We start from the raw sequence: 20921 nt of genomic DNA on the forward strand, positions 1-20921 counted from the left end.
CTATTTGCTTAAGGTTAAAGTGCGTTTAATTCTGTTGGAGTTTTCGTTAGCCGATTGCAGGAACAACAGTTCTTTTAATTTACCGGCTTGCCAGGTTTTTAGCATATCGTCATAAAAGAAGCTGCCGGGATTGCCCGATTGTCCGCCGGGAATGATGCCGTAACCCTTTACCTGCGGACCAAGTTGCACCACCATTCGCCATGATGGGCCGTGCCCATCTATCAACGCGTTAACGGTTGAACCGCTACCGCCCGATGCAAAATTGCCCGAACCGAGGCCCGGTACGCGGCCCAGGTGGGCAACCTCAAATTGATTTACGTTGCCCCATTGCCACGTTTTGCCAATATTACCATGCTCTTTTACCAACTCATTAACTGCTGCTGTGAATGACGCCATAATAACATCCGGCGCGGTTTCGGTTACCGGCGTACGTTTATTATCAAACCAAATAGAGTTTGGCTCTTTTGTGAGCAGCGTTTTTGTCCTGTCCATAGTTGGGAAGTACAGCAGCTTTTTCTTATCTTCAAAATTATCGCGCCAGGTAAAGTTGTAAAATTTAACCCACCAACTGTTGAAAATGCTGGCACCAACAGAATTCGCTTTATAATATTTATCCCACTTCTTCAGGGTGTCTAAAGCGGCTAACTGGGTTTCATCCAATTTAGATGCATCCAAATATTTGAGCATGGTTGGCAATATGTCCTGCGCGCGGATGCTATAATCATCCATTTGCAGCATACGCATACTATCGACAGTGGCTTTGCTCATGGCACCAAGGCGGTCGTTAATACGTTTACCACGTTCATAACCCTCAAACTTCCAGTTGATGTAATACGGGTAGGTTTGATCTGTTGAGGATTGATTGGCCGAGCTAACAAATCCCCGCGGCGGGTTCTTCATGGTTGGGTTTTGCTCGTATGGGATCCACCCCTGCCAATCGTTAGCCGGGTTGCTGCCATCCATAATAAATTTACCCTGGTCTTTATACTTCAAAGGCAACTTGCCATTCGGGGTTATCGCTATATCATTATCCGCGGATGCAAAGATGAAATTTTGCGCCGGGGCGGTGTAATAGATTAACGCTTTGCGGTAATCGGCATAGTTGCTTGCGCGGTTAAGCAGGTAAAAGGTTTTAAACTCGTCGCTTTCATCATGGGCTATCCAGCGTAGCGCGTTACCTACGGGTACATTTACGCGGCCTTTTTTAGCCATAGCGGCATTGTCGTAAACTACAGGGCCGTGGTGTGTGTACAAAACCGTATCTATCAATGGCGATTGACCCAGGATCTTGATCGTATCTATCTTGCGTTCAACTTTATTCCACTTGTTATTATACCAATATTCGTTTCGGCCGGCATCTTTAAACTTTACCTGATACCAATCCAAAATATCTGCATCTACATTAGTAACGCCCCAGCTCACTTTTTGGTTGTAACCAATAACCACACAAGGCGCACCAGGCAACGTAACGCCGTAAACGTTTACACCAGGCGCGGTCATTTGCATCTGGTACCAAATGGATGGCAGGGTTAAATTAAGGTGAGGGTCGTTAGCTAATATTGGGTAGCCGCTTGCTGTTTTGCTGCCGCTAACCGCCCAGTTATTACTGCCTATCCCTTCTATTTTTTCCTTATCCTTCATACTGGCCAGCATCTGCGCTTTAAAAGCGGCAGGTGGCTGTGGTACGGGCAAAGGTTTAAAGTCCCATTTAGTGCCCACCGGAATAATAGGGTCTTCGTGCGTGGGATAATCGGGAAACAGGTCATTAGTTATTTTCGCGCCAAATTTATCCAGTACATTGGTCATGGCCAATTCGTTTGAGCCGCCTGCCAGTGTTTCGCTCATCAGCTTTAATAAGTATGCCGAATTTATGGGTTTCCATTCCTCGGGCGCGTAATTCAAAAGCTTAAACTCTATAGGGTAACCGCCCGGTTTTAGTTGTTTAATGTAGGCGTTCACCCCATCGCTGTAAGCGGTTATAACCTGGCTCATTACAAGGTCTTTCATGATGCCTTGCAGGGTATGTTCGGCACCATAGGTCATGCCCATGCGGCGGTGATAACGGTCGAGCTCTAAAGCTTTGGGGCCTACCACTTCTGAAAGTCTGCCTGCCGCGCTGCGGGTTTGGATATCCATTTGCCAAAGGCGGGCTTTGGCGGTTAAGTAGCCTTGCACGTAGTACAGATCATGGTCGTTTTGCGCGAAAATATGCGGCACCATGTTCTCATCAAATTTAACGGTAACCTTACCCCGCAGACCTTTAAGAGAAAGTGTTTCGGCGTGGATGATATTCTTGCTTTCGGCATTTTGCCAAAAACCGGTAGACGGGTTTAAAAATCCGCCAAGTGGAGGTATATCACCAAACTTAGTTTGGAGCGCCCAGATAAGTACGCCTGTAATTACAATAGAAAAAATCGCCTTAAATACTTTCATGTATTTTAATTAGTGATTTAGTGAATTATAGATTTAGTGATTTCTTATCACCGAACCCACTAATATTTACAGGCAAGTTACGGATAAGTAAGCAAATCTAAAATTCAACCGTGTCGCGTTTTTTGCGGGGTTTGCGCTTTTTGTAGGGCCTCTTGGGTTTGGTTTGCTTCTTTTCAATGCGTTGGGTTTTGGCTTCCTTACGGAAATTCCAGGGTGGCGTTGGGTTGGCATCCTGCCACAGGCCGAGGCGGGTTTCGCGGGCGTGCTGTTCCAGCATGGCAAGCTCCATACTTTTTGAATAGGCGCGATACTGCCAGGCATAACCCTGCTTTACAATCTCGTGGTTTACGTTGATACCGTTCTCCAACTCTATCTGCGCTACCGTACGGCCATATCGGTCTTTGTCATTTCCTATCAACTTTACTTTTTTGCCAAAGCAAAGGTTGGACGTGAACTGTTTGGCCGCTTGCCCAAAGGCCTGGCTTTTCTCGGGCGCGTCCACTTCGGCAAGCCTAACCGTAATGCTTTGGTTATCTGGCGATAGCAGCACCACGGTGTCGCCATCCTTTACGCCCACCACCCTGTAAAGCATTTCGTTCCTGTTGCAACTAAACGCCAGGACAAAAATAAAAAGACAAAACAGAATGGACTTTTTGAGCATGGGGCGAAGATAACAAGAAATGCTATTTGCCCACCTCGTAATCTACCGGCAATAAGTCGCCCACACGCAACTTGGCCCAGTAGCCTTCAATAATAGCATTCTTTGGTGTAAACACTATGCCGTTGCTATCAAAGTAAACATCGGGCTTCACAAATGTTATGAATGAGGTGTACTTGTTGGATGCACCAGTTTTGCTTCTGTAACTTATCATCAACGGTTCACCATCAAGGTAATTCAGATCAAAAATGCCGCGTTCGCCAGTAAGTTTAATAAATTCTGTGGTTGGCAATGGCTTAGGTATGGATGTTTGCTCATACTTGGGCATTTTTAATTCATTATTGTAAAACTTCACCGAATCGTTTCGCAAATTTGCCATTTGCCGCAACTTAAGGTTGATTATACTATCCGGCAAACGGCTTGTTGGCACACGTATCAATTTAAAAACATAAAAATCGCTTTGGGGTAAGAGGTCGGCAATGCAGGAGCGAAAGAACTTCATGGAGGAGGTACGATAGGTATTCTCCCTATTCACTTTCCAGGCCGCCTGTTGGTTTGGGTTGCCGGGCAAATCCTCAAAAACTGACGATCCGGTGTAAGAAATGATACCGTTTAGCCCGTCAACCAAAAAAGAATTTACCAGATATTTTATACGATACCCTAGGGCTTTATTCTCGATGATCAAAAAGTCATTCGTTTTAGCAGTAAGTTTTTGCTCGGCTTCATTCTCCTCAAAAATGAGCAATTGAGTATTTAATATTTTACATTCAGAAGCGTTAGACGTATGGCCCAGAAACTCATCGGTAAAAGTGCGTATCTGATTCTCGCGTTTCCAGTCGCGTTTTATCTTTTTCGTTGGGCGTATCTTCACTTCTGCCAGTTGGTTTACGCGTGGCACTAACTTAATATCCGGCAATTTTACATCGCTGTACTTAATTGACACTTCGCCAAAATATGGCTCGTAGCCAATACAGGATATTACCACATCGTACTTCCCTGCTTTTACGGAGTAAAGGGCAAACACTCCGTCCTTGTCAGTTTTGGTGCCCGAACGGGTTTGGCTTAAAAATATGGTAGCATCAGCAACAGGCGTTTTACTCCCCTGGATAAGTACTCTACCGGTAATAGTTATTTGCGCAAATGCTGACGCGGGAATGAAAAGGAAAAAAAGAATAAGGCTTCGGTACATATCCAAATTTATTATAAATGGGCCCTTAGCGTGCCGAATGGTTATGTAACTTTTCATTTACAAACCTCGTCGCTTATTTTTCACCACATTATTTTCCGTGCAGGCTCCAGCTGTTGCCGTCAGGGTCCTTTACGGTAGCAAACCTGCCCCAGGGTGTTTTATCGGCATTGCCTACGGTAATGCCTTTAGCTTGTAATTCAGCTATTGTAGCGTCCAGGTCGTCGCATTTTATAACGAATCCTTGTATGCTGCCGGGTTTAAGATCAGGAAACCAGTTTACCAGCGTAACAGATGTTTGCGCACCGGGGAGGCTAAGCTGGATCCATTTTGATTCGCCTTGAAAAGGATTTTCTATCATCAGCTCAAAGCCAAACTTTATGTAAAAGGCCTTTGCCACTTGCTGGTCGGTAACCGGGATGGAAATTATAGATATAAATTGCATACAACTATCGGTTTTGCTTGTTAATGGTTTATAACGATACGCCTATCAAAAATAAACATGATATTTGTAAGTTATTATAAATAAAGAATTAATGGGAAAATTTACTGTACCTGATAAAGTGTTGTTTGTATGTACAGGAAGCAAATGCGCTAAACGGGGTGGCAAGGATATGTTTAAAACGGCGAAAAGGTACGCTAAATCTGCCAGTGAGGATATTGAAGTGATACGTATAGAATGTACAGACCGGTGCGATTGGGCACCGGTCTGTACTTTCTCCCCGGGTAATATCTGGTTAAAGGAATACTCGGAAAAAGATGTTTTAAAGCTGTTACTGGCTAAAGATTAAGCCTCACTGTCGTATTTAATTTTACCAACGTGCTTGTCAATTTCCCATGAGCCGGTGCCTTCTTCGCCAATGATCTCGAATAATTCAAGCGCGCGGCGGGCTTTGTACTCTTCTTCGCGCTGCTCTCTCAGGAACCAGTTTAAAAATTCGTTGGTTACATAATCCTGCTCGGCTAAACAACGGGCATAAATGTTTTTGATAGACTGGGTTACGCTAACTTCCTGGTCGAGCGCGTCCTCAAAAACTTCGCGGAACGAATTATATTCCTGTTTAATACTGGTCACCTCGGGTGATATAGCGTTACCGCCCATATCAAGGATGTATTTATAAAATTTAAGCTGATGCTCTCTTTCCTCTTCGGCTTGTTTAAAAAAGTATTCAGAAGAGTAATCGAAACCATTGCGGTTACACCATGATGCCATGGCTAAATATATAGATGATGATGTAGCTTCTTTTTTAACTTGCTGATTTAAAAGCGCCTCTACATCAGCAGAGATCAGACTTTTTATGCGGATAAGATCTTTCATGTTATTACTGTTTTTAGAACTATTTAGTAAAACAACAAGCGTGCCGTGTTAAATAGTTAATACAATAATATAGCTATAAGATGGGGTTTAACGAAAATAAAAGCAATATGAATTCAGTCTAAATTACTAAACTGCAATACGATACAAGCGGTCTTGCAAGATTTGGTTCAGTTGCAGCATTACAAATGTACCTTCCAAAAGCTCCTTAAGGGCAATTATTTGTATGAGGGTAAGGATGTAGGTGTGGTCGCAAGCACAAATGAAAATTATTTCCACATCCGGGTCTTTGGCATTTAAAAGCTTGGCCTCGATGTTAACGTTGTAAACCGCTTTCTTAAGTTTAAGTAAGCATCGGTAATCAAATCTGGCAACTTTTCCGGCGAAATCAATATACCAGCAACGCTCTGCATCACTTTGATAAACAGCACCTTTGGTGGTGGCAAATACGCCTGCCCAGGTATTATTTTGCGGAGTTGTTAAAGTTGTAACCATTTCGACACTACAAATGAAATCATTATTTATAATTAATCCAAATAATGTGGAACAATTATTTATAATGATTATTAACAAGGCAACTTATACCTTTACTGATATGAATATTAAAGCCTGTATTTTTGACCTGGATGGTGTGATTGTTGATACTGCTGTGTACCATTACAAAGCATGGAAACGCCTTGCAAATGAAATGGGCTTTGACTTCACCGAACGTCAGAACGAGCAGCTTAAAGGTGTAAGCCGCATGGCATCATTAGACCTGATACTGGGCTGGGGCAATATCACCAACAAAACCAGCGAGGAAAAAGACGCTTTGGCTACGCAGAAAAACATGTGGTATATCGAAATGATAAACCAGCTGACGCCTGCCGAGATCCTGCCGGGCGCCCGTGAGTTTGTACAAATCTGCCGCGACGCAGGATTAAAAACCGCGATAGGCTCGGCCAGTAAAAACACCCCTACCATTCTTAATAAACTGGAACTTACCCAACTGTTTGATGCTATTATAGATGGCAACAGCGTTAGCGCTCCCAAACCCGATCCCGAGGTATTTTTAAAAGGCGCGGAAGCCGTGGGCGTTGCCCCTGCCCATTGTGTAGTTTTTGAAGATGCCGTTGCCGGGATAGAAGCCGCCATAAATGGCGGTATGAAAACCGTTGGCATTGGGTCTATAGATATACTTACTAAAGCACAAATTGTAGTAAGCGGATTAGATAAATTGACGTTGGATATGTTAGCGGAACTATAAATTAATATTGAGCTTTTGCCGGTATTACATTAATTTTTCATTTTACCGCGTGCCTTAACTATTTCTGTTACGGCTTCTGCTACAAATTCTTTTTGATGAATATCTAATTCCGTAACCGGGCTGCCACCGTCAAATTCGTAGCTAATTTTGCCATGGCCGTTATCCTTTGCCTTAAACGTGCGGCCGTTTTGTTCAAACTCCAGGTAGCCATTGTCGGTAATACGCTCTATGCCTTTGTTATTTTCTGCAAATACTACCCTGCCCGAATACTTTATCTTTTGATACAAGTTATCGGTTTTGTTTACAATGGTTGTTGACTTGCCCCAATCGCATGCGCTACTGGCTGCAAGCATAATAAGCGCCATAGCTATGTTACCTACTGTTTTGGTTATCTTTTTCATTATTTTTTCAATTTATCATACAAATATAAACATTACATAATACCATGCAATACATAGTACTAATTTATTTTATGTTTCTTTCTTTTGTCTCCAACAAATTACAAAATCATCCCTGTCCAATAACATTAATAACCTATCTTACGCACTGTTAGCGCGTATAATGCTAACACTCAATACAACCATATCTGCCGGAGATGTCGACCAAGAAACTGCTTATATTACCTATGTTCCTTTTTCCACTGGTAATAATGCTATCGCAGTGCTTAAGTACTAAGAAAGAAGTGGCAGACCCGCGTGGCGAGGCATATGCCGGCGCTAAAGCCTGCATCAGCTGCCATAGTAATATTGCCAATACCTACCCACATATGGCACATAGTATCGCGTCATCATGGGCATCGGTTAACAGCGTACACGGTAGTTTTGCGGCAGGCCGAAATAGCCTTACCTATAACGACCATACTAAACTGTTAATGACCAAAACCGATAGCGGGCTTTTTCAAACCAGTTTGATAAACGGTGAAAAAGTAGCAAGCGAGCGTATGGCCATTGCCATGGGTGGCGTAAAAGGCGAAAGCTACCTGTATTGGAAAGAGAATGAGTTATTTCAGCTACCCGTATCTTTTGACAACACCAATAACCGTTGGATAATGAGCCCGGGCTATGATACTACCATGGCCAGTTTTGACAGGATCATTAACATCCGCTGTATGGAGTGCCACGCTTCGTACGCCAAAACAGAACCTGGTAAAGCACCCAGTTTTGGTGGCGAGACCATCGGTTTTGATAAAAACTCCATTATTTTAAGCATTGATTGCGAACGCTGCCATGGCGGCGCGAAGCAGCATGTTGATTTCCAAACGGCTAACCCTGCGGTTAAAACGGCCAAATACATTACCCGGATAAGCCAGCTAACACGTGAGCAAAAAGTTGATCTTTGCGGCACCTGCCATTCTGGTACGCAAACACAAAACGCGAGATCTATCTTTGATTTTAAACCGGGAGATAAATTAAAAGACTTTAAGATACATGCCCCATCTGCCGGGCCTTTAGATCTTGCCCATATGGATGTACACGGCGACCAGCTGGATATGCTAAAAACCAGCAAGTGCTACATCAGCAGTAAAATGGATTGCAATACCTGCCACAATACACATCAAAACGAACGTGGAAATACGCTTCTTTTCGCCAGTAAGTGCCAAACCTGCCATAAGGCCCAGGATCATAACCTGTGCAAATTAACCGGCAAGCTTAGTGCTGCGGTTTTACAGGCTAAATGCATCTCATGCCATATGCCGGCTTTGCCTTCTAAGGCTATTATCAATAATAATCAATCGGTAATGATACATAGCCACCATATTGGCATCTACCCGGATAGCATAACTAAAATAGCAGCCTACCTAAAACAAAAATGATGCTTATAAACGCTGAACGTTTATAGCATCATTAAGTGTATTTATAGATTTAGTTACTTATTAATGCCGTTCTGCAACACAATAAATGGCTGATGCTCATCCCAGTTTGGTGAAAAATTTGGCTGAAAAAGAAAACCGCTCGCGTAGTTCCCTAATATTATATCGGGTTTACCATCTTTATTTATATCGCTAACATCCATATTCATCCAACGGCCATACTTACTTACAGGCACGGCATGGGCTTTAAACTCCATAGCTTTGGTCTGTTCAAAATAAATAAACTCTTCGGCAGGGTTGTTTTTCATATCAGCAAAAAAGGCTATGGTTGCAATATCCAGGTCGCCGTCCTTATCAAAATCTGCGGCTATAGCTTTAGTTGCACCATTAATAGGATAAAACCAGCTTTGCTTAAAATTAAAGTCGCCTGTGTTTTTATAGATGTACAGGCCATGGTAAGGTTTCAGGATACGCGAATCGCGAAAGTTATAACCGCAGGTATAGATCAGATCGGGGTTACCATCATGGTCAATATCTTCCAACTGGAAACTTGTTGAACCATTCACAGGTGGGAAATGCAATAGTTCCCGGCTTTTAAACCCGCCTTTTTTATCATTTAAAAATAACGACAACCCTTCATCGGCTATACCAAACAATACCATCAGGTCGGGATAGCCATCCTTATTAAAATCCTGTGCTACGGCTTGTACCGCGCCGGGCCTATCGGTAACGGTAAATTGTTTTTCGGCTTTACCGTTAGCGCCCAGCTTCACCATGTAAACACCGCCTTTTGTAAAGCCTTGCCCTAATACAATTAACTCGTTCTTTCCGTCTTTATCAAAATCTGCACTTAAGGTTTGCACAGGCCTCGGCAAATCTATGGCTACCTCATCGGTGCTTAATTTACCGGTAAGATTTGCGCTATATATTTTGCCGCTGGCAAAATCTACCGGGTCTATCCGGCCAATGCACGATAGCATGGCTTTATCGGCACCGTTTGCATCTTTTATAAAATTGGCATGCACAGCCGCAGAAGGAAGACTGGTTACAGTCTTTACTTTTAATTGGCTATCCCACTCAGTAAGGGTATTTGACACCAGTTCGCTGGTATAAATGTTACCGGTAGATGGGTTGGCAGCTACCATGGTTGTAAAAGCAATATCATTAGTGGCGGCAGATCTTTTCAGGGTAAAACCAGCCCAATCATTTAATAACGGGCTTGGCTTTTTAGCAGGTGTTAACGTATCGGGTGCAATTTTTTGATAATAATCCACCATTGCCTGCCATTCTACAATAGTCATCAGTGTAGTATCCGCGGTTTCTTTACCGGTTTGCTTATAAAAAGATTGCCCATAAGTGCCTATACCAAAATAATGCGCCATTGATGGCATAGTATGCATGCGCCAAACATCCTTAGTAAGTGCCTCGGCTGGTACAAGCGAGTGGCATTTGGTACAATGGATCTTTACAAGGTGTTCGCCATCTGCAATAACGTTTCCTGTAAGCTTATACGGCGCGTTTGTTTTGCTTTTGCACCCCTCTAATATCGTGCTTAACGATAATAATGCAACCCCGGATAATATAAGAGAAGTAAATACGAATGTTCGCTTTAGTTTCATGTGTATGGCTAATGCCGCTATTAGTTTTGTAGTTTTAAATTATTCCAGATGTACTCTCCTATCTGGCGGCCCTGTATAGCACCCTGATCCACGCTGTTTTTATAATGGATACCCCCGTAAAACCGGCTTATAGAGGTTTCATCAGCCGCTTTTAAAAACGAATCGAAGTGGCGCTGCATACCAATATACCGCAGGTCGCTGGTATCCATATATTCAAAATTATCGCCAAAAAGGTGTGTTAATATTACTGCCGATGCACCACTAATGTCGCTATGGCCGCTTGGGTATTCGGGAAAAGGCGGGGTTTGCAAAAGTGGTAACCAGGTATGGTCAATTTTATCGTTAATTACGGTAACGGGCCTAATATACTCGGTAGTGTATTTAACCTGCCAGCCACATATAAAGGCATCGTACAAGGCTATAGATGTTAAGGCGTAAGCCTGGGCGGTTTTAATAGCGTCGGCCTTTGTTTTTTTACAGGCAATTGCGGTAATACCTATCCAGTGGCCACCGGGTGTTATTTTTTTATTTACAAACATCATGTGCCCGTTATGCTGGATAACAAAGGGGTTATCGTCCCAAAATTTGGCAATAGTTATCTCCTCGGGTGTAAGCGTCTTACTTTTTTCGTATACGGCAAGGTTTTGCTTAAAGTATTCGCTATTCTTATCCTCGCTATATGGCGGCGGCGGCGGCAATGCAAAATCTGACGATGATTTTACCGCGAAAGTTTGCATTGTACCCCAGCAAAATTCTACCCCGTCTAAATAATCAGGAGCGGTTGGGTGCCATTTACCATTATCGCTGCTACCCAAAAACCTTGGCTTGCCGCGTGTTTTAGCATAATTATCGTTTTTTGCACGGGCCAGTATAGTTTTACCAACGCTATCGCCAAAAGCAACGGACCGGGCATAGGTGGAGTCATCCAGGTTACTTGCGTACATGGCAAATACCTTATCCTCGTATTTTTTTAACGTATCTACCGAGAAGGTTACCTTATGCGCTACCGTAAAAAACGCTTTTGTAGCTGCCAGCGCAAAATTATACTTAAGCCCTTTTACAGGCACAGGCATTTGCTTAAAACCATGCAATTGGTTAGTTATCGAATTATATTTAGGGTCCTGGTAACGCATGGCCTCATATTGCGCAAGGCTGGTGTAACCGTAAATACGGCTGGCCACTGGTGGACTAAATGCATCGTATATAATTACCTGTGTAAGTTGGTCTACATTTTCATGTAATACATCTGCATCACTTTTAAGCGCTATTTTTTGTTTTTGCTTACAGCTTACTGCCAAAAGGCAAAATGCGGCTGCAACTAAAAAATTATAATATCTCATGGTTTCGGCTCTAATTAATTTAGGGTAATGTCTCTGGTTTGGCCGGTATTATTAGTTATGGTAACCGATGCCATTGAAGGGTCTATATTAATAAACCTTCCGGATTGTGACAAGAATGACCCTCCATTATAAAATTCTTGTTTGGTTGTTTTACCATTTTTATATCTAATGGTTGCAAACATATCCAGCGGTTGCAGGCTAACCGTACGAACAGGCTTCCTAAGTTCAAAAACCTTCATGGCGCCTTTATATTGGCTGGCGGCCAGCAGGTAGCCGCCTTTGGCGCTACGCAGCTTTACCAAAGCCTTACCATCGCCAGGGATGTAGATGCCGCTTTGCATAATGGTTAAAGGCTTAAAGCCGCCTTTACCATCGCCCTTTAGCAGCAAGCCATTAAAGGCATCGTAGCGCCCGGTACTAACCTCGGTACCGTAATCGTTACCGCTCAGTGCTACATCAAGGTTTCCATCGCCGTCAAAGTCATCAATTATAATACCCGCCAGTTGCGACATTTGCGCTTCTATAGGCAGTGGTATTATTGTAAACTTACCGTTCCCGTCGTTACGCAAATAGCATGATCTAAGTTCGTTCGCTTTTAAGCGAATAGCACCCTTGCGCATCTCGGGTGTTATTACACTATCCATTGTAGCTACTGCGTACAATTTATAGTTCTGAAACTTCACCCTCATACTAATGATCTGTTTCACAATATCGTCGCGCGTATGCGCCGGAAACTCCTTCATTACCCCATCCCTGTCCTTCAGGAATACCGATGGAATAGCATCATAACTATCGTTATTGTCAAAATCTTTAGCTGTAATGTATGCCGGGTACTGGTCGGTAGCTTTATAAAACGTATTCAAACCGGTGTTGCCAACTATGTAATCAATATCACCGTCATGGTCAAAATCGCCACCGGCAATAGTGTTCCACCAACCCAGTTTATCTGCGAGGCCGGTATTTGCAGTAACATTTTTAAACACGCCATGGTCGTTTTTCATAAAGGTCAATGGCATCCACTCGCCTGTTATCACCAGGTCGGGCCAGCCATCGTTATCATAATCCGTAAAAGACGCATCACATACCAGGCCTAAATTATTTAAACCTTTTGCCGCCGTTGAGGTAGCATCAGTAAATTTGATCTGGCCTTTTTTACTATCGTTACGCAATATAAAGCTCGATACCGGCTTTGGGTAATTCCAGGGGTCAACCCTGCCCGATACAAACAGATCCAGCGAACCATCTTTATTATAATCTACCGCCTTTACGCAAAGCTTGCTTGTAAAATTGGCCGGTAAAGCGCCTGCCTGCAGGGTAAAGTTACCCTTACCATCATTTGCATATACCCTATCCTGATATGATTTTGAGCCGGGCGCATCCTCATAGCCCCCACTGGCGGCGTACAGGTCAAGGTCGCCATCGCCATCAGCATCAAAAAGCAGTAAGCCCTCATCTTTATACTTATCAGTTAGGTTTTGTGCCGATGCCAGCAGGTTACGCTGGGTAAACTTGCCACCGGCCTGCTGCAAAAATAGTTGCGCCGGGTATTTTGACGTACCGCCCACAACCATATCATCAAACCCGTTGCCATCAACATCGCCCACGGCTATAGCCGGCGCATATTCCGATAATTTATGCGGCAACAGTTTCTGCACGTTAAAATCGGCAAAGTCAACATCATTGTGTTTGTAATTAATGCCTACTGCTTTGGTAACTTCGGTAAATAATGCTTGTGTGTTTATTTGGGGCTGATCGAAACTATAGGGAGATTTAGCATTGTTGATATCAACCTTTAAGGTTTGATCGGCTTTAACATTGGTAAGTGTTTGCTGCCTGCCATTTTGCCATTTAATAACCACCGAGTCCACATTGGTTATATTACCCAAGCCAAAGTGCGCGATGTTTTGGATAGTTGAAAGATAGCCCCTAAATGGAGTATTTTCATACACCTGGTGTTTGCCGTGGCCGTAATAAATATCGGCCCAGGCTCCTATACCATCTTTATTTTGCCCGTTACCTATAAACTGCACTTGCAGGTAATGGTTATTGGCTTTATCGTTTTCGCGGGAGTTGTTCTTGTATATAAAAGCTTCGTCGTCGATATTATTGATGATCATATCCAATGTACCATCATTATCCAGGTCGGCGTAGGCCGCGCCATTAGAGAACGATGGAACATCCATTCCCCAGGTTTTGGTAACATCCTCAAATTGCAGGTTGCCGTTATTACGAAACGCGTAGTTGGCGATCTTTACAATGGGGATCTGTTTCAGGATCTGTGTTTTACTTGCTATCGCAAATGATTCGTCCCTAAAGGCAATAAAATCATGATCGGTAACATCGCGCGGGTAACCGTTGGTAACCACAATATCCCTAAATCCATCATTATCAAAATCGGTTATCATAGGCCCCCAGCTCCAGTCTGTTTGTGCAACGCCGCTCATAAAAGCAACTTCAGCAAACGCGGGCGCACCTACCGAATCGTTCTGCCCAAGGCGCGGGCCCTGGTTTAGCTGTAACGTATTATGGTTATATTGATATTGGTATCCGTAAAAGTCAAAGTTTTGGTATAACTGGTAAGATGTACCCGGCATAAACATTTTTTTGCGATAGTTATCTTCCGGATCCATATCAAGCTCAAAAACATCGGCAAGGCCATCGTTATTAATATCCTGCACATCCTGGCCCATGGCACTGGTTGCAGTATGTTTAAAATATTCCTGTGTACGGTCGGTAAATGTACCGTCGTGGTTGTTAATGTACAGGATGTTGTTTGGTAAAAAATCATTGGTTACGTAAATATCCTTCCAGCCATCGCGGTTAATATCTACAATACTGGTTGCATGGCCGTAGCCTTCAACCAATATACCCGCCTGCTTAGATACATTGGTGTATACCGGATGTTTAAGCGCGGGGTTGAAGTCGTTACGATAAAGCCTGCCCGTGTTGCGGCTGCTACCATCCTTAATAAGCGGCCTAAAGGCGCTGGTATTGTCTGTTGATTGTGCCTCGTTAACAGTTAGGTACATATCAAGGTCGCCATCGTTATCATAATCAAAAAACGATGCCATGGTGGAGTGTACATTTATATTAAGGCCATACTCCTTTGCCTGCTCCTTAAATATCGGTACGCCATCTTTATCAGGCCCCTGGTTAATGTATAGCAGGTTTAGCCTTTTAACAGAATCGTTTAGCAGCGTATTACATACATATATATCTTTAAGGCCATCGTTGTTTATATCAACAACAGCCACGCCACGGCCCCAGCCGCCTTTACCGCCAACGCCGGCTTTGGCGGTAACATCATCAAACTTAAAGTCGCCTTTGTTTAGGTATAACCGGTTTGATACGGCATTACCCACAAAGTAAATATCCTGCAAGCCATCGTTGTTAAAATCGCCGATGCCAACACCACCACCATTATAAATATTTAATTTATCTAACGGGTTAAGCGTATCATTTTCTACAATTAAATTATTAAATGTGATACCCGAGTGTGATGAGGATATGCGCTCAAACATGGTAGCCTTTTTACATGAAAAAACGAAAAACGGCACAATAATAAATAGCAGGTATTTAAGGGGCTTCATTCAACGATATTAAGAAATTTTGTTCAAAAAAAAGAGGGAGAGATATAATATCTCCCCCTCTTTTACAGGCCATTAAGTATTAATAACCCTTGTTTTGTTTTAACGAACCGTTAGAGATATCTATCTGGTTTTGAGGGATCGGGTAAAGCTCGTTTTTGTTTGAAGTGAACTTAGCAACTTTTATAACCGCAGAGGTAAATTTATCACCAAAGTCACGAGTATTTTTCAGGAATTTCTCAATTTCTGTTGACATGATATTACCTGCAGGGCCGCCGTTAACAGCATCCCAACGAGATAAGTCGAAGAAACGGTGACCTTCCATACCTAACTCAAGCTTGCGCTCAAAGTAAACAGCTTTACGTGCATAAGCCTGGCCATTCAAGGCAAACTGTCCGGTGTATAAACCTACTTTGTAGTTTGCAGCAAACTGGCTGTTATCAACAATTGGTTTGGTAGCATCGCCACCGGTATAACCTGTTAACTTACCTTTAACCCAACCGCTTTGGTCGGCAGCACGTGCACGCACCTGGTTAACATAACCTTCGGCAGCAGCCAATTGGTTAGCTTCTACAGCACATTCTGCAGCCCAAAGTAACACATCGGCATAACGTATAGCGTTGTAGCTGTTTGATGTTGCCTGGTTAGCAGCCCAACCATCATAAGATTCAGAAGTGGTTGATTGCGCGGCTTTATAATAAACGTTTTTGATTGGCAGGTAAGGACCACCGTTTGGCTGGTCACGTGCCCAGGCAGCACCCGGACAAATACCCCAGTCTAAGTAAGGGATACCACGACGGCCTACAGACCAATCTAACCTTGCATCAAGTAATTCGTCGCCAGGAGTGAAAATTTGTTCGGCAGTTACACCCTGGTCGTTTGTAATGTAATCGTTTTGGTAAGTATCAATTAATGGTAAACCGTTGGCATCAACTTTAAACGAGTTAACAAAATCAAACGTTGGCTGGAAGAAACCGCAGCATCCTGCAGGACCACCAGAAGGGAAGTTTAACACCTGGCCAGCATTACCGTTTAAGCCGTTTGCACCATCTTTAACTGATGTTTGTACAACAAACACGCCTTCAGGGCCATTTTTGGTAGAAGGATTAAAGTTATTGGCAAACTTACCTAAAGCATATTTAGCGCCGGAACTTGTTTTACCGTTAGGAATAACGCCCGTCGTAGGATCAGTCAAAATCTTGTATGCGTCGGCATATTTGTGATCAAACATCAATGTTTTAGCTTCAAATGCTAAAGCTGCCCATTTATTTGCCCGGCCTATTTGTTGTTGAGTTTCAGGAAGGTCAGCAGCAGCAGCTTTAAAATCGTCTATTATTTTACCCCAAATTGGACCATCATTTGGTACGTTATAATTGTTAGCAGTGTATGTGATTGTTTCGTCAATATATGGCACGTTTTTCCAAAGCTTGGCAGCTTCCAAATGGTAAAAACCGCGTAGGAAACGAGCTTCTGCAATATATTGCTTGGTTTGGTCGGCCGTAATGGAACCATCTTTAACCTGTGCCAATAATCTTAACACATCGTTTGCACGTTGCACACCGGCGTAACAAACACGCCATTTATGGTCTAAGTAGTCGTTAGCACCGGTTGCGCTAAACGCCTCAAGGTTAGCTGCTGCCGGTTGATCACCAGGGTTAGAGCCTTTAAAGGCATCGCCCGCTACCACACTACCGTATACCCAGTTATCTGTACCAGTTTCCCAAGGGCTACCTGCCTGGCCTTGAAATACGCCATCAACAAGTGAATACGCACCAATTAAAATACCGTCAACACCTGTACGTGTTGCAATTACTTCCGGGATCAGCGCACTAATAGGTGCCTGATCAAGATACTTCTTACATGAATAAGAGCCTCCAAGCAACACAAGTGTTGCCGGTATAAGGACTTTTAACTTTAAACTTTTTTTCATAACTATTCTATTTATAAATTATGTTAGTTATTATTAGAAACTAAGGTTTACGCCGAATATAAATCTGCGCTCATTGTTAGGGTAGTTACCTCTATCGATACCTTGGCTGTTACGACCGTCATAAGCCTGGATCTCGGGATCAAGACCGGTGTATTTTGTAGCAGTGAACAGGTTTGTACCTTGTACATAAGCACGTAATTTATCTACGCCAACGCTTTTAAGCACACTTGGTGAAAATGTGTAACCAATTTGTACCGAACGCAATTTTAAGAATGACGCATTCTCTACGTAATATGAATTGATCGCGTCAGCTGTACTAAAGTTGGTTGTAGCCTCAATAATTGGTGTCTTAGCATTTAAGTTGGTTGGAGTCCATGAGTTGTTTAGCAGGTCTAAACTTTTGTTACCGGTTTGTGAACCGTAAAAATTAGTCCAATATTTTACGGTGTTGTAAGCATCGTTACCTTGCGAACCGTAGAATACAGCGCTCATGTCAAAACCTTTGTAACCAAGGTTTAAGTTAACACCGTAAGTAAAGTCGGGGATTGCGCTACCAATTTTGGTACGGTCAGCATCAGTAATACGGCCATCGCCATTTACATCAGCATAACGGAAGCGGCCCGGAGCTGCTTTATCTTGGTATACGGGTTTTTGACCGAATAAATCTGGCTTTTGTTGTGCATCAAGTGCATCAATCTCGGCTTGGCTATTCCAATAACCCTGTACTTTGTAACCATAGAACTGGCCAATGCTACCGCCTAATTGGTTGTAAACTACGTTACCGCCACGAACGTCTGCTGTGAAAAACGGAGCACCAATTTGAGTGATCTCATTTTTAATTGTAGTAATATTGGCACCAATTGAGTAGGTAAAACCATTAGTAGCACCATGGTAATTAGCGCTGATATCAAAACCTTTATTAACTACACTACCGTTATTAACAGTTGGTATAGCAGCATCAGATCCACCAACCGTACCAGGAAGTGGTACCGATACAAGAAGATCTGTAATGGTTTTTTTGTAGTATTCAACAGTAACATCAAAATGATTGAATAATGATGCATCAAAACCTACGTTTAATACCTTATCTGTTTCCCATGTTGTATTAGGGTTACCCAATGAACTTGCTAAGTAACCCGGGATAACAGAGTTCGACGAACCATCGATTGGGTAAGATGATGAACCTGCTCCACCGCCAAATGCAGCGAAAGCGCTGTTGACACCAACGTTACCATTGTAACCTGATGTACCGTAGCTACCACGGATCTTTAAGTCATTTAACCAGGCATTGCCTTTAAGGAACTCTTCCTGAGATGCGCGCCATGCCGCAGATACTGCAGGGAATGTACCCCACTTGTTACCCGGAGAAAATAACGAACTACCATCACGACGTACGGTTGCACCAATGATGTACCTGTCGTTGTAAGTGTAATCTAACCTGCCGAAAAACGACATGATTCTGCTTAAACCATTCGCATCGTTACCAAAACCGCTGTTTGCGGTAGTTTGACCGGCCTGGCCGTTAGAAATATTCGCATAGAATGGATCAAGAGAAAAAAGATTTTTAGCTGTCGCGCTTAAAGATCGGTTTGTGCGTCCTCTTTGCTCGAAACCGGCTAATACAGCAATGCTATGTTTGCCAAATACTTGTTTGTAATTTAAGGTATTGCTCCAGTTAAAGTTGCTATCGTAAGATGAACCTTCGTTGTAGCTGTTGTTACCCCCATGTGCCTCACCGCTGTCATACTGGCGGTAACCTATGTTGTAGTAGTAACGGTTGTAAATGCTTGCACTGTAAGCTGTACGTGCAGTAAAGTGTTTTAAGAAGTCTGCCTCTGCAAACACAGTACCTTGCAAACCATATTCATTGGTCTTAGTGGTTTTTTGACGCTCTTGCATACCAACCGGGTTAAGCGCGTTACCTAACGCGGCAGGGCCGGCGTAGGTACCGCCTAAGTTGCCTGCAATATCACGTACAGGTATAATAGGAAGCGCGCGGTAGGTTTCAGAAATAGGGTTACCCTCATTTAAGTTACCACCGCCAACTAAACCACCACCACCATTTGGTGAACTGATATAGTGAAAGCTCATGTTTTCGCCTAACCTGATATGATCTTTAACACTAAAGGTGGTATTAACACGGGCCTGGTATCTTTTAAAATAAGTATTAATAAGCGTACCTTGTTGGTTAGTATAACCTAAAGACATGTAATAGTTGCTCTTGTCGCTTGCACCACTTGCGCTTAAAGAGTGTTGTTGAAGCGGCGCACTTTTGAAGATCTCGTGGAACCAATCGGTACCTGCGCCTTTAACAAATTTTTGGATCAGGTAATCCTGTGCAGGATCATTATCCAGGTGGTAATTTGGCAAGAAATTAGCAGCGGTTGCCTGGTTAAATACACCCCTGGCGCCAGATCCAGCCTGGTAACCGTAATCAGCAATTTTGCCATTAAGTAATAATGCATTTTTCGGATCAGCTTTAAGTAATAACTGCTCATACTGGTCAGCATTTAAGGTATTAAATACGTTACCGCTCAATGGTTGTGTAGTGCCGTAAAATGCATCATAAGAAATTGTTGCTTTACCTTGTTTACCTTTTTTAGTAGTAACAACAACAACACCATTACCACCGCTTACACCGTATATAGCAGCGGCACCGGCATCTTTTAGTACAGAAATAGATTCGATATCATTAGGGTTGATGTTTGAGATGCCACCTGTTTGTAAACCATCTACAACATATAGCGGAGATGAACTACCGAAGTTACTTAAACCACGAATGGTAACCTGCGCACCAGCACCCGGAGCACCCGCTGTAACAACGTTGACACCGGCAGCCTGGCCTTGCAGTAAACTTTCGGTACTTACAGATGGAACAGACTTGGCAGCGGTAACGTTTACTGTAGTAACCGAACCCGAAATGTCTTTTTTACGTTGCGTAGTGTAGCCTGTTACTACTACTTCGTTCAACGCGTTACTGCCGGCTTGCAATACAACGGTAATGTTGTCGCTCGCGCCTACAGTAACTTCATTTGTTTGATAACCCAGGTATGAGATGACCAATACGTCACCCGGGTTAACATTGATGCTAAACTGTCCGTTAACATCAGTTTGTGTACCGATGGTAGAGCCTTTAACGCGCACACTGGCTCCTACTACTGGCAGCTTGTCGTCGCTGCCGGTAACTTTACCTGTGTGTTTTGTTTGAGCATTAACTACCAATGAAGACACCATGCAGCATAGTAGCAGGCATAATGTTCTTCCCTTAAGGAGTAAACTTTTAAACATGAGATTGAGATTTAGTTGATTAATATATTTGATTTAAGATCGTATTAATTGAGTGTGGCACGTACGTTAGGTGAGATAACAAAAGTGACCAACTCAAAAAAGATTTTTGATTATGGGGCGCCCCTGGCCGGAGTATAATTAGCAGTACGTAGATTTTGTAAAAATTTAATCATATAGTTACACTATCCTGTTAAAAATTTTATTCGGTTCAACAGATGCTGTGCGATATATAATGCTCATCATTTCTGTTTGTTCGTTAAATTGCGTTTGCCTTACTTTAAAAAGAAAGGTTTATAATTGGTAATGCTCTAATATAAATAGAGTGTATAGGTTACACAAGCAGCTATATACGAATTACAAATTATTTATTTTACATAGCGCAAATCATTTCAATATTTCAATTTTAAAACCTTTTATTAAACGCATCTTAAAAATTGAATATTTAAATTAACAATATTACAATGTAAAATTTTTGATATGAGTGCCTTTTATCGTTTAAAAATACCCTT

General features: G+C 42.8%; 15 protein-coding genes. 3 read left to right on the plus strand and 12 right to left on the minus strand.

Features of this window, described 5'->3' with window-relative positions; genetic code table 11:
- The 4 genes from ACFQZI_RS19380 to ACFQZI_RS19395 all read right to left on the minus strand — a co-directional run bounded on the left by ACFQZI_RS19380 (nucleotide 1) and on the right by ACFQZI_RS19395 (nucleotide 4722).
- Nucleotides 1-2433 (minus strand): penicillin acylase family protein, encoded by a 2433-nt coding sequence (locus tag ACFQZI_RS19380; protein ID WP_377145455.1) that lies wholly within the window; start codon nucleotides 2431-2433, stop codon nucleotides 1-3.
- A 97-nt stretch (nucleotides 2434-2530) separates the two neighbouring features.
- Nucleotides 2531-3025: a thermonuclease family protein gene (locus tag ACFQZI_RS19385; protein WP_377145457.1), complete on the minus strand. Its 495-nt coding sequence runs from the start codon at nucleotides 3023-3025 to the stop codon at nucleotides 2531-2533.
- A 91-nt stretch (nucleotides 3026-3116) separates the two neighbouring features.
- A complete protein-coding gene (locus ACFQZI_RS19390; RefSeq protein ID WP_377145459.1) occupies nucleotides 3117-4280 on the minus strand; it encodes a carboxypeptidase-like regulatory domain-containing protein in 1164 nt (387 codons plus the stop codon).
- Nucleotides 4281-4368: 88 nt separating this feature from the next.
- A complete protein-coding gene (locus ACFQZI_RS19395; RefSeq protein ID WP_377145460.1) occupies nucleotides 4369-4722 on the minus strand; it encodes a VOC family protein in 354 nt (117 codons plus the stop codon).
- A gap of 91 nt (nucleotides 4723-4813) precedes the next feature.
- On the opposite strand from ACFQZI_RS19395, the gene ACFQZI_RS19400 reads away from it, so the two are divergent.
- Nucleotides 4814-5068 (plus strand): (2Fe-2S) ferredoxin domain-containing protein, encoded by a 255-nt coding sequence (locus ACFQZI_RS19400; protein WP_377145462.1) that lies wholly within the window; start codon nucleotides 4814-4816, stop codon nucleotides 5066-5068.
- Here ACFQZI_RS19400 and ACFQZI_RS19405 read toward each other — a convergent pair.
- Nucleotides 5065-5595 (minus strand): ferritin, encoded by a 531-nt coding sequence (locus ACFQZI_RS19405; RefSeq protein WP_377145464.1) that lies wholly within the window; start codon nucleotides 5593-5595, stop codon nucleotides 5065-5067. The two genes, ACFQZI_RS19400 and ACFQZI_RS19405, sit on opposite strands and share 4 nt — an antisense overlap.
- A 126-nt stretch (nucleotides 5596-5721) precedes the next feature.
- The gene (locus ACFQZI_RS19410) at nucleotides 5722-6087 is read right to left on the minus strand and encodes a hypothetical protein (protein ID WP_377145465.1); all 366 of its coding nucleotides are present in this window, start codon (nucleotides 6085-6087) and stop codon (nucleotides 5722-5724) included.
- Between the two features lie 100 nt (nucleotides 6088-6187).
- Between ACFQZI_RS19410 and pgmB the strand changes: the two genes are divergently transcribed.
- Entirely contained in the window at nucleotides 6188-6838 is a 651-nt protein-coding gene (gene pgmB / locus ACFQZI_RS19415; RefSeq protein ID WP_377145467.1) for a beta-phosphoglucomutase, read from the plus strand.
- 29 nt (nucleotides 6839-6867) lie between these two features.
- On the opposite strand, the gene ACFQZI_RS19420 is transcribed toward pgmB, so the two are convergent.
- On the minus strand, nucleotides 6868-7239 hold the full coding sequence (locus tag ACFQZI_RS19420; protein ID WP_377145469.1) for a hypothetical protein: 372 nt from the start codon (nucleotides 7237-7239) through the stop codon (nucleotides 6868-6870).
- A 194-nt stretch (nucleotides 7240-7433) separates the two neighbouring features.
- On the opposite strand from ACFQZI_RS19420, the gene ACFQZI_RS19425 reads away from it, so the two are divergent.
- On the plus strand, nucleotides 7434-8651 hold the full coding sequence (locus ACFQZI_RS19425) for a hypothetical protein (RefSeq protein ID WP_377145470.1): 1218 nt from the start codon (nucleotides 7434-7436) through the stop codon (nucleotides 8649-8651).
- A gap of 53 nt (nucleotides 8652-8704) precedes the next feature.
- Here ACFQZI_RS19425 and ACFQZI_RS19430 read toward each other — a convergent pair whose 3' ends face one another.
- From ACFQZI_RS19430 to ACFQZI_RS19450, 5 genes are all read right to left on the minus strand, one after another.
- On the minus strand, nucleotides 8705-10267 hold the full coding sequence (locus tag ACFQZI_RS19430) for an FG-GAP repeat domain-containing protein (RefSeq protein WP_377145472.1): 1563 nt from the start codon (nucleotides 10265-10267) through the stop codon (nucleotides 8705-8707).
- Between the two features lie 20 nt (nucleotides 10268-10287).
- Nucleotides 10288-11607 carry a vanadium-dependent haloperoxidase gene (locus ACFQZI_RS19435; RefSeq protein ID WP_377145474.1) on the minus strand — a complete coding sequence of 440 codons (1320 nt, stop codon included), beginning with the start codon at nucleotides 11605-11607 and terminating at the stop codon, nucleotides 10288-10290.
- A gap of 14 nt (nucleotides 11608-11621) precedes the next feature.
- Nucleotides 11622-15197, minus strand: a complete 3576-nt coding sequence (locus ACFQZI_RS19440) for a VCBS repeat-containing protein (RefSeq protein WP_377145476.1) — start codon at nucleotides 15195-15197, stop codon at nucleotides 11622-11624.
- A gap of 79 nt (nucleotides 15198-15276) precedes the next feature.
- The gene (locus ACFQZI_RS19445) at nucleotides 15277-17124 is read right to left on the minus strand and encodes a RagB/SusD family nutrient uptake outer membrane protein (protein WP_377145478.1); all 1848 of its coding nucleotides are present in this window, start codon (nucleotides 17122-17124) and stop codon (nucleotides 15277-15279) included.
- 33 nt (nucleotides 17125-17157) lie between these two features.
- Entirely contained in the window at nucleotides 17158-20412 is a 3255-nt protein-coding gene (locus tag ACFQZI_RS19450) for a SusC/RagA family TonB-linked outer membrane protein (protein WP_377145480.1), read from the minus strand.
- Between the last annotated feature and the right edge of the window lie 509 nt (nucleotides 20413-20921).

This window comes from Mucilaginibacter lutimaris (assembly GCF_042676625.1).
In the GTDB taxonomy this organism is placed as follows: domain Bacteria; phylum Bacteroidota; class Bacteroidia; order Sphingobacteriales; family Sphingobacteriaceae; genus Mucilaginibacter; species Mucilaginibacter lutimaris.

What these genes read in the sequence shown, in the direction of transcription:
- ACFQZI_RS19400 (WP_377145462.1), top strand. Translation starts at nt 4,814, where the DNA reads ATGGGAAAATTTACTGTACCTGATAAAGTGTTGTTTGTATGTACAGGA.
- ACFQZI_RS19405 (WP_377145464.1), bottom strand. Translation starts at nt 5,595, where the DNA reads ATGAAAGATCTTATCCGCATAAAAAGTCTGATCTCTGCTGATGTAGAG.
- ACFQZI_RS19385 (WP_377145457.1), bottom strand. Translation starts at nt 3,025, where the DNA reads ATGCTTTACAGGGTGGTGGGCGTAAAGGATGGCGACACCGTGGTGCTG.
- ACFQZI_RS19395 (WP_377145460.1), bottom strand. Translation starts at nt 4,722, where the DNA reads ATGCAATTTATATCTATAATTTCCATCCCGGTTACCGACCAGCAAGTG.
- ACFQZI_RS19390 (WP_377145459.1), bottom strand. Translation starts at nt 4,280, where the DNA reads ATGTACCGAAGCCTTATTCTTTTTTTCCTTTTCATTCCCGCGTCAGCA.
- pgmB (WP_377145467.1), top strand. Translation starts at nt 6,188, where the DNA reads ATGAATATTAAAGCCTGTATTTTTGACCTGGATGGTGTGATTGTTGAT.
- ACFQZI_RS19430 (WP_377145472.1), bottom strand. Translation starts at nt 10,267, where the DNA reads ATGAAACTAAAGCGAACATTCGTATTTACTTCTCTTATATTATCCGGG.
- ACFQZI_RS19380 (WP_377145455.1), bottom strand. Translation starts at nt 2,433, where the DNA reads ATGAAAGTATTTAAGGCGATTTTTTCTATTGTAATTACAGGCGTACTT.
- ACFQZI_RS19445 (WP_377145478.1), bottom strand. Translation starts at nt 17,124, where the DNA reads ATGAAAAAAAGTTTAAAGTTAAAAGTCCTTATACCGGCAACACTTGTG.
- ACFQZI_RS19420 (WP_377145469.1), bottom strand. Translation starts at nt 7,239, where the DNA reads ATGAAAAAGATAACCAAAACAGTAGGTAACATAGCTATGGCGCTTATT.
- ACFQZI_RS19425 (WP_377145470.1), top strand. Translation starts at nt 7,434, where the DNA reads ATGTCGACCAAGAAACTGCTTATATTACCTATGTTCCTTTTTCCACTG.
- ACFQZI_RS19435 (WP_377145474.1), bottom strand. Translation starts at nt 11,607, where the DNA reads ATGAGATATTATAATTTTTTAGTTGCAGCCGCATTTTGCCTTTTGGCA.
- ACFQZI_RS19440 (WP_377145476.1), bottom strand. Translation starts at nt 15,197, where the DNA reads ATGAAGCCCCTTAAATACCTGCTATTTATTATTGTGCCGTTTTTCGTT.
- ACFQZI_RS19410 (WP_377145465.1), bottom strand. Translation starts at nt 6,087, where the DNA reads ATGGTTACAACTTTAACAACTCCGCAAAATAATACCTGGGCAGGCGTA.
- ACFQZI_RS19450 (WP_377145480.1), bottom strand. Translation starts at nt 20,412, where the DNA reads ATGTTTAAAAGTTTACTCCTTAAGGGAAGAACATTATGCCTGCTACTA.